Genomic DNA, 13,426 nt, shown 5'->3' on the forward strand with positions numbered 1-13,426 from the left:
AGATCGGGGGCACCTCAGGCGCGGCGTTTCGGCCTCAGGATGTGGGGCTGGTCGGCGTCGTAGAGGGCCGAATCCGGGAAGTCGTGATCGGCGAAGACACGACCAACGAACACCAGTGCCGTGCGCGTGAGCTTGGCGGCGCGGACCTTGTCGCGGATATCCGAGAGCGTGCCGCGGATATAGGCCTCGTCGGGCCAGCCGACGCGGTAGGCGACGATCACCGGGCAATCGGCGCCGTAGAGCGGCGAAAGCTGACGTTCGATCTCGAGCAGGTTGCGGATCGAGAGGTGGATGGCCAGCGTCGCGCGGGAGGCGCCGAGCGTGGCGAGGTCCTCGCCTTCCGGCATCGACGAGGATTTCATGGCCGTGCGGGTCAGGATGACCGTCTGCGCTACCTCGGGGATCGTCAGCTCCTGCCCCATCGCGGCGGCGGCAGCGGCATAGGCTGGCACACCCGGGGTGATCTCGTAGGGAATGCCGAGAGCCCGCAAGCGGCGGACCTGTTCGGCGATGGCGCCATAGAGCGAGGGATCGCCGGAGTGCACCCGGGCGACGTCCTGCCCTCTGGCATGGGCCGCCGCGATCTCGGCGATGATCTCGTCGAGCGCCAGCGGCGCCGTGTCGATCACCCGCGCGCCCTCCGGCGCCCCGGCGACCACGGCCTCGGGAACCAGCGAGCCGGCATAGAGGCAGACCGGGCAGGACGCGATCAGACGCTGCCCCCGGACGGTGATGAGTTCCGGATCGCCCGGGCCGGCGCCGATGAAATGGACGGTCATGTCTGGTCTCCGTCAATGCGTTTCGCGTAGCCGCGCGGGGTGTAGATCCAGCTGCCGCCGGCGCCGGCGTCGATATCGCCGCTGGGAATGCGGCGGGAGGTCGAAGCGCCAACGAGCACGATGGTCATCATGTCCACCTCGTCGACGTCGAGCGCGTCGAGCCGGCGCAGGGTGAGGCGTTCTTCCGGCCGTCCGAGGCTCTGGGCCAGCAGCACCGGCGTGTCGGCGGGACGGTGCGCGAGCAGGATCTCGCGTGCCTCGGCAAGCAGGGTGCGGCGGCGGCGCGAGACCGGGTTGTAGAAGGCAATCACGAAATCGCCCGCCGCGGCGGCATGGAGCCGTTTCACGATCGCCTCGCGCGGAGTCAGCAGGTCCGACAGCGAGATTGCGCAGAAATCGTGCCCAAGCAGAGCACCCGCGCGCGCCGAGGCTGCCTGCAGCGCGGAGATGCCGGGGACGTGTGTGAGCGCCACTCGCCGGGCCGCGTCCGAAACCCCGCCCGCCGCCGCGTCCCGGTCCAGGAGTTCCATGACCAGCGCGCCCATGGCGTAGATCCCGCCGTCTCCGGAACAGATCAGCGCCACGCGCCGACCCTCACCCGCGGCTTCCAGCGCGTAGCGGCAGCGCGCCTCCTCCTCGCCCAGGGCGAAATCGCGGCGCATCCGGCCGCGGGCTACCGGCCCCAGGAGGTCGATATAGAACCCGTAGCCGACAAGCTCGTCAGCCTCCGCGATCAGCCGCGTGGCCTCCGGGGTGCGCCAGGCGGCCTGGCCCGGCCCGATCCCGATCACCGCGAGGTGGCCGCGAGGGCTGCCCTCGGTCCCGCCGGCGCCGATCCGTGCGGCGGCGCAGGTAGCGTTGACACTCTTGCACTTCGGCATGTCCAGCGTGCCCTCGGGGCCGGCGGCGGCAAGGGCTGCGCCTTCTGCCACGCCATGGCAGCCGACCTCGGCGAAGACCACGTCGGAGGGGTTGGCGAGCCGTGGTGCCTCCTGCTCCAGCCGCGCGGCGGGATGGAAGCGGGCCGGCACGCCGAGGTAACGGGCCAGCGCATGGATCGCCGCCTCGTCGGTCTTGAGGTCGATGGAATGGACCGCCGCGATCTCGCCTGCGGCGATACCGGCCTCGGCAAGGCTCTGCCCGACAAGCGCGATCAGTTCATCCGGCGGGCAGCCCCGGGCACAGCCGACACCGAGGGCGAAGGCACGGCGGCGGTAGATCAAGGGCGGCGTTCCCGCCACGCTGAGCACTACCGGGGCGTCCGCATCGGCGGGCAGCACATCCACCGCGCCCTGCTCTGCCAGCGGTGTGAGCCAAGGCGCGTCGCCGGAGAGCTGACCGCGTTGGCCCGCGAGCAGTGCGGCCATGACCGGCTTGGCGTCCTCCGGGTTGTCCAACCGCCAACCCTCCGGCGGCTCGTCCAGCGCCACGCCGAGCGCGACATCCCCCGCGGTGGTCAGCGCTGCCTCGGTTCCGAGTATGCCGGCGATCTGTCGGGCCAGCGCGTTGGCCCCGCGATGGCCGCCGAGCAGCGGCACCACGGCGGACCCGTCCGGCGCAACCGCCAGCACGGGCGGCTCGCTGCGCTTGTTGCCGAGAAGCGGCGCAAGGGTGCGGATCAGGATCCCGGCGGCGGCGATACCGATGATCGGACGGCCAGAGGCGAACAACGCCTGCAGATGGGTTGCCACGTCGTCGAAATCGCGTCCTCGCAGGTCGGCGCGGCCGCCGATCGCCGTGGCGATATGCTCGGCCAGATCACCATGCGGCAGCAGCGAGACGATCACCGGTTTCGCGTCAGACATGGGCGTCCCTCCCCGGCAGGATGATCATCGAGAAATAGGGCGCCGTCTCCGGCGCCTCGCGCAGCGGGCGCACGTTCTGTTCCGGCAGCGAGGCATGGGAGACGAAGACCGCGCGCTCTGCCAGGCCTAGGCCCTCCAGCAAGTCCCGGACCTTCGTCAGGTGCCGACCGATCTTCATGATCGCCACCGCGTTGGACTTGCGGACCTGCGCCTCCAGTTCGGCCTCCGGCAGGGTCGCGGGGAGCACGGTCAGCACCTCGTCGCGGGCGATGAGCGGCCGGCCGGCGGCGGCGGTCACGGCGCCAAGGGACGAGACACCGGGAACCACCTCGGTGGGGAAGCGCTCCGCGAGCCGCGCATAGAGGTACATGAAGGAGCCATATAAGAACGGGTCGCCCTCGCAGAGCACCACCACGTCCTGCCCCTGTTCCAGCGCTGCGGCGATTTCCTCGGCGGCGCTGTCATAGACCTCCTGCGCGGGAAACCGTTCGCTGCGCATGGGGATCACGATCGGGATCTCGCGGGCGGTGTCGGGAATGAACGCCGCTGCAATGGAACGCGCAAAGCTCTCTCCGGTGTCCGGGGTCGGATAGGCAATCACCTGCGCGCCGGAGATCAGCCGGTGCGCCTTGAGCGTCAGAAGCTCCGGATCGCCCGGGCCGAGGCCCAAGCCGTAGAGGGTGCCAGTCATTTCGTGAAACTCCATTGGGTGACGGGCATCAGCGGCTTCCAGCCGCGCAGACTGCCCACGGGCGCGGCGCGGGAAACCGCCACCCGAACGAGAGTGCCGCCATGGGCCGCATGGAGTTGCGCAAGCAGCGCCTCGCTCTCCAGAGTCACGGCATTGGCGACGAGGCGACCATGCGGGCGAAGGGCGTCGAGCGATGCCTTTGCCACCTCCTCCGAGAGCCCGCCGCCGATGAAGACCGCGTCGGGCGCGGGCAGGCCTTCCAGCGCGTCGGGCGCAGTGCCATGCCGGAGGTCGAACCGCGGCGCGCCAAGGCGGGTCGCGTTGCCGGCGGCCACGGCGAGCCGCTCCGGGGACGCCTCGATGCCGATAGCCCGCATGTCGCGCTCGGCCCGCATCCACTCGATACCGACCGAGCCGCAGCCGGCCCCGATATCCCACAGCAACTGCCCGCGACGTGGCGCCAGCGCGGCGAGGGTCAGCACCCGCAGTTCCCGCTTGGTGAGTTGCCCGTCGTGCTCGAAGGCACCGTCCGGCAGGCCGGTGCGGGGCAGTATCGCAGCCCCCGGATCTCCCGCGCAGGCCACCGCGAGAACGTGGAACTCGGGCGCCAGCGCGGTCCAATCGGCGGCGGTGCCGTCGATGCGGGCCTCGTCGGGGCCTGCGAGCGATGCCAGCACGGTCAGCCGGCTCGCGCCCATCCCCGCCTCGCGCAGCATTTCGGCCACGCGGGCCGGAGAGCCGCCATCCTGGGTCAGGATCAGCAGACGCGCCCCGGGGGCGAAGAAGGGCAGCGCCTGTTCCGCAGGGCGCCCGTGGATGGTGAGGGTCTCCACGTCGGCGAGGCTCCACTTCATCCGCGCGGCGGCGAGCTGGAAGGCGGAGAGCTGCGGGTAATAGGTGATCTCCTCGGGCGCGAAATGGCGCATCATCAGCGCGCCGGCGGAGAACCAGAGCGGGTCGCCGGTCACCAGCACCGCGACCCGGCGGCCGCGCCATTTCGTCAGTTCCTCCGCAAGGTCCCGGAACGGCGAAGGCCAGAGCACGCGCTCGGCCGCAATGTCGGGCAGTAGCCCCATCAGGCGTTCGCCGCTGACGACGAACTCGGCCGCTTGCAGCCGCGCCCGCGCCGCCGGCAGCAGCCCGTTCCAGCCGTCCTCACCCATGCCGATCACGTCGAGCCAGGCCGTCATGTGCCGTCGCCTCCCAGTCCGAGGGTCAGCGCATTGACCGCTGCCGCCGCCATGGCCGAGCCGCCGCGCCGCCCGAGCAGCGTAACGAAGGGGACGCCATGCGGGCGCTCGGCCAGCGCCTGCTTGCTCTCGGCGGCGCCGACGAAGCCCACCGGGAAGCCGAGGATCAGCGCCGGGCGCGGCCAGCCCCGCTCGATCCCTTCCAGCAGGTGAAAGAGCGCGGTCGGGGCGTTGCCGATGGCGACGATGCTGCCCTCCAGGCGCGCGCGCCAGAGCTCGGTTGCCGCGGCGGAGCGGGTCGTGCCGAGCCGTTTCGCCAGATCCGGTACGGAGGGGTCATTCAGCGTGACCACCGGCGAGACGCCCGCCGGCAGTGCACGGGCGATGATGCCGCGGGCGACCATCTCGCTGTCGCAGAAGATCGGGAGTGTCTGGTCTGAGGCCGTTCCCGCAACGCGCCCCACCGCCGCACGCCCGGCCTCCACCGCGCCCGACGAGAGCCTGATATCGGCGGCGACATCGACCATCCCGCAAGCATGGATCAGCCGGATCGCCAGCGGCCGCGCGGCCTCAGACAGCGCTGAGAGATCGGCCTCGGCCTCGATCGTGGCGAAGCTCTGCCGGTAGATCGCCGCGGGGTCGCGCTCGTACTCGTAGACGTGCGGTGTGGGGCAAGATCGGAACCCCTCGGGATCTGCCATCCCGAGGATCATCGCCTCCTCGGTGTGAACCGCCACGGGCATCTCGCCGGCCGCCGCGAGATGCCGGGCGAGATCGCCCTGCGCATCGAGGCGCGCGAGCCTGTCGGTCACCGCAGTCACCTGCCGCGCATCCTTGGGCATGTCGCCGGGGGCCGGCTCCAGAAGCGACGGGTAGATCTCGGCAAAGACATGAGCCGTCCCGTCTCCCAGCGTCTCGAACGGCCAGATCGCGGCGCCGCAGCGGTGCCGGATTCGCTCCAGCGCGGCAATGCCGGTCAGCGCCTGTCCTCCGACCGATCCGACGCCGGTCAGCTTCCAGACTTCCTGGGCGGATCGCACGCGCGTTTCGGCGTGGCGCGCGTTGGGGGGCAGGCTTTCGCCCCAACCGTCTTTCCGCTTGGTTCTGGCGAGTCCGGCAATGTCACGTTTCAACCCGTTGCCCCAGAACGGCCCCTCGCCGGGAAAGGACGCGTTCAGGATCGCGGCGACGTCGAACCGGTTGTTGGAATTGCGCGGCCCCTCTTCGATCAATGCGGCGATCCGGCGCCACAGGGGCGCCCAGCCAGGCTCGCCGGTGATCGCCTGCGCGGTGCCGGCCGGATAGCCGAAAGGAAAGTCGAAGCCGCACAGGATGCGGTGCCCGATCGCCGAGGCCCGCGCGAGCAGCGCCTCGATGCGGTCCACCGCCTCGGCGCGGGTCCCGGGATTCTCCAGCACCTCGCTGTCGCCGGGCGTCCTGAAGGAGATCCAGATACTGTCCGGTCCGGTCTTCGGCGTGCCGCTGGCGGACCAGTCCACGGCCACGTAGCCATCGAACAGCCTCCCCTCGCCTCGCGTCATTTGCGCTTCAGATGCTTGCGGACGCTCTCCGGGCCCATCGGATGATCGGCGTGGGGATAGGGCGGATGGTGGTGGTCGTGATCGTGGGAATGCCCGTGATCATGCCCGTGATGGTGATCGTGGCCGTGGTGGTGATGGTCATGGTGGTGATGATGATGATCATGCCCCGCCTCGAGCCGGCAGGCGCCGGTGCAGAACGTGTCGCAGAACGTGCAATCCTCCACGTTGGAGCCGGGGGCGGAGGCGCCCTGGCCCTCGACGTGGTGATGATGGCTCTCCTGCGGCATCCCGACTTCGGCCTCGAAGCCGAGCACCTGCGTGCGGTACTTGCACAGGGAGCAGTTCATCGCCGTCTCACCGCCGAGGATCTCGGTCACGCGTTCGGCAAAGGTTTCAAGCACCTGCGGGTGGTCGTTAAGGTAGCCGGCCTTGACCCACTGGGCTCCCGGATGGGCGCTGGCAACCATGTCGGTGAAGCCGTAGATGCGGTCGATCAGGATGCCGGTGAAGAGGAAATAGGGGAACACGACGTAGCGCTTGAACCCCAGCTTGGCGGCCTGTTCCAGCGCCGGTTCCACCAGCGGGAAGGTGACGCCGGAATAGCCGACCTCGCACCAGCCGAAGCCCATCCCCTCCCAGAGCATCCGGGCGATCTTGGAGACGTTGGAATTTGCGTCTGGGTCGGAGGCGCCGCGGCCGATCACCACGAGGCAGGTCTCGTGCGCCGGCACCGCGCCCTGCTCCGCATCTGCCCTGGCGATGGCCTCGCCGATGCGGTCCGCAGCGGCGGCGATCATCCGTGCATCGACGCCGAGGTCGCGGCCGTAATCCACCTGGATGCCATGCTCGGCGGCATAGGCGTTGAGCACTGAGGGGATGTCGTTCTTGGCGTGCATCGCGGCAAAGAGCATGCCCGGCACCGCCAGGATCCGCTCGCAGCCCGCCTCGCGCAGGTTATCGAGGCCGACCCGGATCACCGGGTTGGCGAATTCGAGATAGCCGTAATCGACCATCCAATCCTGCGGCAGCAGCGCCGGCAGCCTCTGCGCCAGCACCGCGAACTCGTCCACCGCGGCCTGGGAGCGTGAACCGTGCCCGCAGAGCATCACACCGATCTTGCTCATCGCGCGGCCTCCTCGGTCGGGGAATTCTGGACAGCAGTCATGGCGTGGCTCCCTCGCTTCGCTGGTCTGCGGCAATACGGGGCCGGCTCGGGCGCAGCAAGCGTCCGGTTCGACGATGATACGCCGCGCCCCCGGAATGGGTCGGCGCCGCATCTCTCCCGTTCAGCCCGCAGGCATCGTCTCGGGGTGGCGTAACAGGGCCACCGCCGCGCGGCAAGGTCCGACCCGTCATTGCCCGACCGCGACAATTGCCCGCGACGCACCGCCCGGCCCCGCCTTTTCCGGACCGGTCGTTTTGCGCGATTGACTTCTCTCACCGCGCGGGGAATGAAAGGTCATCTTCGGTTCCGTCGGCGGTTCAGCGCCGAGGGATTCAAAAGGGAACACGGTGCGGCGTACCCATCAGGGACCAAAACCGTGGCTGCCCCCGCAACTGTAAGCGGCGAGCGAGGCCGAATGCGCCACTGGGGATACCCCCGGGAAGGCCGGCTAAGCCCAGACCCGCGAGCCAGGAGACCTGCCGAGGCCACATGGGCGTGCCCCATGGACTTCACCGGACGCCGGGGTGAGCGTCTGGTTCGAAGCGGGCCGGAGCAATCCCCCAAATCGAGCCGTACCCCGTCCGTCCTTTCAGGATCGTCGCCTGTGCGTGGCCTTTTGAGAGAGACGACAGATGTTGAACCGAAGCTTCCTGCTGGCCGCTTTCGCCAGTCTCGGGCTTTCAGGGCCAAGCCTGGCCCATTTCCAACTGATCTATTCCCCGCAGACCCTGATCGAGGCGCCCGGCGACGTGCCGGTCAAGCTGATCTTCTGGCATCCGTTCGAGAACGGGCACGTCATGGACATGCCGGAACCGCTGGAATTCTACATGGTCAACCGCGGCGAACGCGTGGACCTCAGGGACCGGCTGTCGCCCGCGACCTTCACCGGCAGCGCCAATGCGGCGGCAGCCTGGGATGCCTCGATCCCGGTAAAACGATCGGGTGACTACGTCGTGGTGCTGGTGCCCGCGCCCTATTACGAACAGAGCGAGGACATCTACATCCAGCAGATCGCCAAGAGCTATCTGAACCGGGCGCAGATCCCCTCGGACTGGGCAGAGCCGCAGGGCCTGCCGACCGAGATCCTGCCGCTCAACCGCCCCACCAACGTGCTCGCCGGATCGAACTTCACCGGGCGGGTGATGTCGGAGGGGGCGCCGGTGCCAGGGGCGGAGATCGAGATCGAGTACATTGCGGCCGAGCCGGACATGGCCACCGGCCAGCCCGGATCGCCAACCGCCGCCCCGCCGCCAGGTGGCGCGCTCGTCGCGATCGCGGACGACGCGGGATATTTCTCCTTCGGCATCCCGCGCGCCGGGTTCTGGGGCTTTGCCGCGCTCGGCACCGGCCCGGAGACGGAACACGAGGGCAAGCCCTTGAGCCAGGATGCCGTGATCTGGATCCGCGCCTGGGAAATGGAGTGACGCCATGCACATCGTAGACGGAGCGCTTTCCAACCCGGTCGTGATCGGCGGCGCTGTGCTTGCCGTGGGCGGCATCGCGCGGGGGCTTCGCAGCCTGCCGATGGAGAAGATCCCGGTGGCCGGCGTGCTCTCGGCCATGTTCTTCGTGGCTTCGCTGGTCCATGTGCCGGTCGGGCCGACCTCGGTGCACCTGATCATGAACGGGCTCGCGGGGCTCGTGCTCGGCTGGGCGGCCTTCCCGGCCCTGTTCGTGGGCCTTCTGTTGCAGGCCGTGTTCTTCGGCTTCGGCGGGGTCACGGCGCTCGGAGTGAACACGCTGGTCATTGCCGGCCCGGCGGTTCTGGTCTGGGCACTGGTCGGTGGCCAGGTGCGCCGAGGCTCCGCGCGCGACGCCGCGATCTGGGCCGGGATCGGAGGGGCGCTTGCCATCGCCCTGACCGCAATCGCCGTGGCCGGGATGCTCGCGCTCTCGGGCGAAGGGTTCGTGCTGGCGGCCAAGGCGGTGATCGCCGTGCACCTGCCGGTGATGGTGGTCGAGGGGTTGCTGGCGGCAGCGGCGGTTCACCTCGTCAAGAAGGTGAAGCCGGAGCTCTTCGCGCCGATTGGCGGAGCGCTGGCATGAAAGGCGCCCTCGGGCTCTGCCTGACCGTGGCCGCAATGCTCGCGTTCGGCTCCGGCCCTGCGTTCGCGCACAAAATCATCGCCTCGGTCTTTGCCAGTGGCAGTTCGGTCGAGGGCGAGGTCGGGATGTCAGACGGCACCATGGCGGCCGACCAGACTGTCGAGGTATTTGGACCCGACGGTCAGAAGCTCGGCGAGGCCACGACGGACGCCGACGGGTTCTTCCTGTTCACGCCGACGCAGCCCGTCGCCCACGAGTTCCGCGTCGACCTCGGGATGGGGCACGTGGCGTCCGCCCGGATGGGCGCCGAGGAGATCGGGGCGATCCTGGGTCGTCAGCCGAACGCCGCGAGCACAGCTCCGGCCGCCGGTGCGACCATCGCCTACGCCCCTGCCCCGGCGTCCGGCGCCACCGGGCTGAGCCTTGAGGAGCGCGAGGCCATCGCCGAGATCGTTCGCACCGAGACCCGCTCGCTGCGCCAGGAAATCGCGGCCTACAAGGAAAAGAATGACCTGCAGACGATCCTCGGCGGGATCGGCTACATCCTCGGCCTGTTCGGCATCGGCTTCTACGTCGCCGCGCGGCAGCGCCTGCGGGACTCCGCGTGAGCTCCGTCCTCAATACCCTGGAGAAGCCGCTGACCTCGACGGGCGGGCGGCGGCAGATCAGCTGGCTGGGTCGCATCGATCCCCGGGTCCGGATCGTGGCGGCGCTGGCCTTCGCCGTCGTCACCGTGGCCTGCGGGCGGCTCCCCGTGCTGCTGGCAGCCCTCGGGATAGCCGTGGCGCTGCTGGCGGCCTCGCGCCTGCCTGCCGGGCGCACATTGCGTCGGATGGCGACGATGGACGGGTTCATCCTGATCCTGCTCGTCATGTTGCCCTTCACCGTGCCGGGCGAGCCGATGTTCACGATCTGGGGCCTGCCGGCCTCCCGCGAGGGCCTGTTGCAGGCGGTGGAGATCCTGCTGACCGCAAACGCGGTGATCCTGGCGCTGATGGCGCTGGTCGGCACGATGGAGCCGGTCACGATGGGCCATGCGCTGCACGCGCTCCGCGTACCTACGGCGCTGGTGCACCTGCTGATGTTCACTGTCCGCTACATCGACGTGCTGCGCGAGGAATACCTGCGCCTGCGCCAGGCCATGAAGGCTCGCGGCTTCCGGCCCTCGACCGACTGGCACTGCTATCGCAGCTTCGGTTACCTGCTCGGCATGCTGCTGGTGCGTTCCATGGAACGCTCCGAGCGCATTCTGGACGCCATGAAATGCCGCGGCTTCACCGGCCGCATCCCCCTGCTCGACCGTTTCGCCTTCGCTCGGAGGGATGCCGTCTTCACGGCCGGCTTCTCCCTGCTGCTGGCCGGCCTGATCGCGACCGAGATTGCCCATGCCGCTTCTTGAGCTGCAGAGCATCGAGTTCGCCTTTCCGGGCCAGCCGCCGATCCTGCGCGGGGCCGACCTTGTCCTGGAGCCGGGCGAGCGGCTGTGCCTGACCGGGCACAACGGCGCCGGCAAGTCGACGCTCCTGCGCATCATGGTGGGCCTGCTCCGGCCGACGGCCGGGCGGGTCCTGGCCTTTGGCTCGGAGCGCGCGGCCGAGGCGGATTTCCACGAGGTGCGGCGGCGGGCCGGGCTGGTGTTCCAGGACCCCGACGACCAGCTATTCTGCCCGACTGTCGCCGAGGACGTGGCCTTTGGCCCACTGAATCTCGGCGCCAGCCGCGAGGAGGCTATGGCGATCGTGGAACGGGTGCTGGGCGGGCTCGAGCTGATGCACCTGCGCGACCGGATCACCCACAAGCTGTCGGGCGGCGAGAAGCGGCTGGTGACGCTGGCCACGGTGCTGGCGATGGAGCCGGACGTGCTGCTGCTCGACGAGCCGACCAACGCGCTGGACGAGCACAATGAGGCGCGGCTGACCGAGCTGCTGCTGTCTCTGCCGCAGGCGATGGTGATCGTTAGCCACGACCCGCATTTCCGCCGCCGGCTGGGCACCCGCAGCCTCCGCTTGCAGGACGGCAGGCTTGCCCCGCCCGAGCCGGGCTGCCGCCACGCCGTCGCGCCCTGAACCGCCCGCCCTGCCGCCCGCCTGCGCCCCATCAGAGATGGGTTGCAGGCCGTTGGGCCGGGCCGCGCGCTTGCACGCGCGGGTATTTCAGCCAAGAAGAATTGTCGGTGTCCCGAGGCGATCGTCAGCGTTGGCGGAGACGCTGGAGAAGTTGCGCCCATCCGCCGGGGCTCAACACGCCCGAAAGCGCGAACCCGGTGACGAAGCCGGTCAGTTCCGCCACCCATGCCAGGTTTGAACCGAAGATCAGCCCGAACAGCAATTGAATTCCGAGCAGGAAACCTATCAGCCGGAAAGCCTGCAACTGGTTCTGCCCGGCTCGGCCGAGACCGACCCACAGAATGTAGGTGAATGCGCCTATCAGCCCGTAGACCCCGGGGTAGCCTCCGAGCAGCGGATAGGGATTGTCGAGCAGCAGCCCATAGGACAGCGCTCCGGCGATGCCGCCGCCGAAGAACACCGCGACCACGGCCAGCTGGCTGAAGGTCTCTCCAACCATTTTGCCCAGTGCGAGAATGAAGACGCAGACCATCACCGCGTGGGTGAAGCTGGCATGGACGAAGAGATAGGTGACAAACCGCTGCAGGTTATCGAGCGGCCAGCGCCCTGTTTCAATCATCCAGGCGAGGATCTCGCCGGAGAATGCAAAGCGCTGTATCGCGAAGATCCGCCAGTCCTCGCCGCCGCGGGTGTTGCCGATGAAGCCCGATTTCGCGAGGAGAAAGAGCACCTCAATGCCAAAGATCACCGCGACCAGCACGACCACCACCGCGGGGATCGTGTTGAACGGACTGTCATGGGGTTCCTGTTGCCTGCCCTGCTGCATCCCTGCCTCCTGTTGACGCCCTTACCTGCCATGGGTAAGCGGATGCGGCCCGTATGACCAGCCGGAGATCCTCAGATGTCGGACGAGACGCAAAGCCAGTTCACCCCCCGCGTATTCTCGGGTATCAAGCCTTCGGGCGGGCTGACACTGGGCAATTACCTCGGGGCGATCAAGCGGTTCGTCGACTGGCAGGAGGCGGGCACGCACGAGACGATCTATTGCGTGGTCGATCTGCATGCGATCACCGTGTGGCAGGATCCGGCGGAGCTTCATGCCGCGACCCGCGAGGTCGCCGCGGGCTTCATCGCCAGCGGGATCGACCCGACGAAATCCGTGCTGTTCAACCAGAGCCAGGTTGCCGCCCATGCGCAGCTGGCCTGGATTTTCAACTGCGTGGCCCGCGTGGGCTGGATGAACCGCATGACCCAGTTCAAGGACAAGGCCGGCAGCAATGCCGAGAAGGCCTCGCTTGGCCTCTATGCCTATCCCGCGCTGATGGCAGCCGATATCCTAGTCTACCATGCCACACATGTTCCGGTCGGCGAGGACCAGAAGCAGCATGTGGAGCTGACCCGCGACATCGCGCAGAAGTTCAATCACGACTACAAGGTTGACTTCTTCCCCGAGACCGAGCCGGTGATCGAGGGGCCGGCGACGCGGGTGATGAACCTGCGCGACGGCACCAAGAAGATGTCGAAGTCGGGCGAGAGCGACATGGAACGCATCAACATGACCGACGATGCCGACACGATCGCCAAGAAGTTCAAGAAGGCCAAGACTGATCCGGAGCCGCTTCCCGAGACCCTCGAAGGGCTGGAAGGGCGGCCCGAGGCCAAGAACCTCGTCGATATCTACGCCGGCCTTTCGGGGATGACGGACGAGCAGGTGATTGCGGAATATTCCGGCGCGGGCTGGGGCCGGTTCAAGCCCGCGCTGGCCGACCTCGCGGTGGAAAAGCTGGCGCCGATCTCGACCGAGATGGCGCGGCTGATGGCCGACCCCGCAGAGATCGACCGGATTCTCGCCCATGGCGCTGAGCAGGCCCGCGTGATCGCCAACCCGATCCTGAAGCGGACCTACGAGATCGTCGGTCTTGTCGGGAGCTGACCGGACGACCGGCCTCTCCCCAGCTTCATCACCGTGAGCGCGCGCACTTCCCGCGCGGCGGGACGGTTTTGCCGTCCTGTCGCGTAGCCGACCCATGCCTGAGTCGATTCCGGCTGTATGTTGCGCCGGTGCGAGGTTTCCACGTCGGGGGCCTGTTCGAACGTTCCCATTTCCGCCGGGGCTCCCCGACGGCACTTCCCCAACTGCACC

Annotated in this window: 12 protein-coding genes, 1 pseudogene and 1 riboswitch; of the genes and pseudogenes, 6 read left to right on the forward strand and 7 right to left on the reverse strand. The window is 68.6% G+C overall.

Features of this window, described 5'->3' with window-relative positions:
* Positions 1-14 precede the first annotated feature (14 nt).
* From cobM to ACFQ2S_RS01630, 6 genes are read right to left on the reverse strand one after another with little or no spacing between them, the layout of a single operon-like run.
* Positions 15-779 carry a precorrin-4 C(11)-methyltransferase gene (cobM, locus tag ACFQ2S_RS01605; RefSeq protein ID WP_089232116.1) on the reverse strand — a complete coding sequence of 255 codons (765 nt, stop codon included), beginning with the start codon at positions 777-779 and terminating at the stop codon, positions 15-17.
* Complete coding sequence (gene cobJ, locus ACFQ2S_RS01610) at positions 776-2,584, reverse strand: precorrin-3B C(17)-methyltransferase (RefSeq protein WP_386072153.1); 1,809 nt, start codon at positions 2,582-2,584, stop codon at positions 776-778. The genes cobM and cobJ overlap by 4 nt, the downstream gene beginning before the upstream one ends.
* On the reverse strand, positions 2,577-3,275 hold the full coding sequence (cobI, locus tag ACFQ2S_RS01615) for a precorrin-2 C(20)-methyltransferase (protein ID WP_386072154.1): 699 nt from the start codon (positions 3,273-3,275) through the stop codon (positions 2,577-2,579). The genes cobJ and cobI overlap by 8 nt, the downstream gene beginning before the upstream one ends.
* Positions 3,272-4,465 carry a precorrin-6y C5,15-methyltransferase (decarboxylating) subunit CbiE gene (gene cbiE, locus ACFQ2S_RS01620; protein WP_386072155.1) on the reverse strand — a complete coding sequence of 398 codons (1,194 nt, stop codon included), beginning with the start codon at positions 4,463-4,465 and terminating at the stop codon, positions 3,272-3,274. Before cbiE ends, cobI begins: the two co-directional genes overlap by 4 nt.
* Positions 4,462-6,006 carry a precorrin-8X methylmutase gene (locus ACFQ2S_RS01625; RefSeq protein WP_386072157.1) on the reverse strand — a complete coding sequence of 515 codons (1,545 nt, stop codon included), beginning with the start codon at positions 6,004-6,006 and terminating at the stop codon, positions 4,462-4,464. Before ACFQ2S_RS01625 ends, cbiE begins: the two co-directional genes overlap by 4 nt.
* Complete coding sequence (locus ACFQ2S_RS01630) at positions 6,003-7,130, reverse strand: sirohydrochlorin chelatase (RefSeq protein ID WP_386072159.1); 1,128 nt, start codon at positions 7,128-7,130, stop codon at positions 6,003-6,005. The genes ACFQ2S_RS01625 and ACFQ2S_RS01630 overlap by 4 nt, the downstream gene beginning before the upstream one ends.
* Positions 7,131-7,455: 325 nt before the next feature.
* A riboswitch (cobalamin riboswitch) is annotated at positions 7,456-7,669 on the forward strand.
* A gap of 134 nt (positions 7,670-7,803) precedes the next feature.
* Between ACFQ2S_RS01630 and ACFQ2S_RS01635 the strand changes: the two genes are divergently transcribed.
* The 5 genes and pseudogenes from ACFQ2S_RS01635 to ACFQ2S_RS01655 form a co-directional block, all read left to right on the forward strand.
* The gene (locus ACFQ2S_RS01635; RefSeq protein WP_386072160.1) at positions 7,804-8,595 is read left to right on the forward strand and encodes a DUF4198 domain-containing protein; all 792 of its coding nucleotides are present in this window, start codon (positions 7,804-7,806) and stop codon (positions 8,593-8,595) included.
* Between the two features lie 4 nt (positions 8,596-8,599).
* Positions 8,600-9,217 carry a cobalt transporter CbiM gene (gene cbiM / locus ACFQ2S_RS01640; protein WP_089232122.1) on the forward strand — a complete coding sequence of 206 codons (618 nt, stop codon included), beginning with the start codon at positions 8,600-8,602 and terminating at the stop codon, positions 9,215-9,217.
* Positions 9,214-9,825 (forward strand): cobalt ABC transporter permease, encoded by a 612-nt coding sequence (locus tag ACFQ2S_RS01645; protein WP_386072162.1) that lies wholly within the window; start codon positions 9,214-9,216, stop codon positions 9,823-9,825. The genes cbiM and ACFQ2S_RS01645 overlap by 4 nt, the downstream gene beginning before the upstream one ends.
* Positions 9,822-10,616, forward strand: coding sequence for a cobalt ECF transporter T component CbiQ (cbiQ, locus tag ACFQ2S_RS01650; protein WP_386072164.1), 795 nt, complete (start codon positions 9,822-9,824; stop codon positions 10,614-10,616). The genes ACFQ2S_RS01645 and cbiQ overlap by 4 nt, the downstream gene beginning before the upstream one ends.
* 58 nt (positions 10,617-10,674) lie before the next feature.
* Positions 10,675-11,283: pseudogene (locus ACFQ2S_RS01655) on the forward strand (energy-coupling factor ABC transporter ATP-binding protein); the annotation flags it as partial.
* Between the two features lie 124 nt (positions 11,284-11,407).
* Here the strand turns inward: ACFQ2S_RS01655 and ACFQ2S_RS01660 are convergent.
* Positions 11,408-12,109, reverse strand: coding sequence for a rhomboid family intramembrane serine protease (locus tag ACFQ2S_RS01660; RefSeq protein ID WP_386072167.1), 702 nt, complete (start codon positions 12,107-12,109; stop codon positions 11,408-11,410).
* Positions 12,110-12,184: 75 nt separating this feature from the next.
* On the opposite strand from ACFQ2S_RS01660, the gene trpS reads away from it, so the two are divergent.
* Positions 12,185-13,216 carry a tryptophan--tRNA ligase gene (gene trpS, locus ACFQ2S_RS01665; RefSeq protein WP_386072169.1) on the forward strand — a complete coding sequence of 344 codons (1,032 nt, stop codon included), beginning with the start codon at positions 12,185-12,187 and terminating at the stop codon, positions 13,214-13,216.
* Positions 13,217-13,426 lie beyond the last annotated feature (210 nt).

This window comes from Tropicimonas aquimaris (genome assembly GCF_042676185.1).
GTDB classification, from domain to species: Bacteria; Pseudomonadota; Alphaproteobacteria; order Rhodobacterales; family Rhodobacteraceae; genus Tropicimonas; species Tropicimonas aquimaris.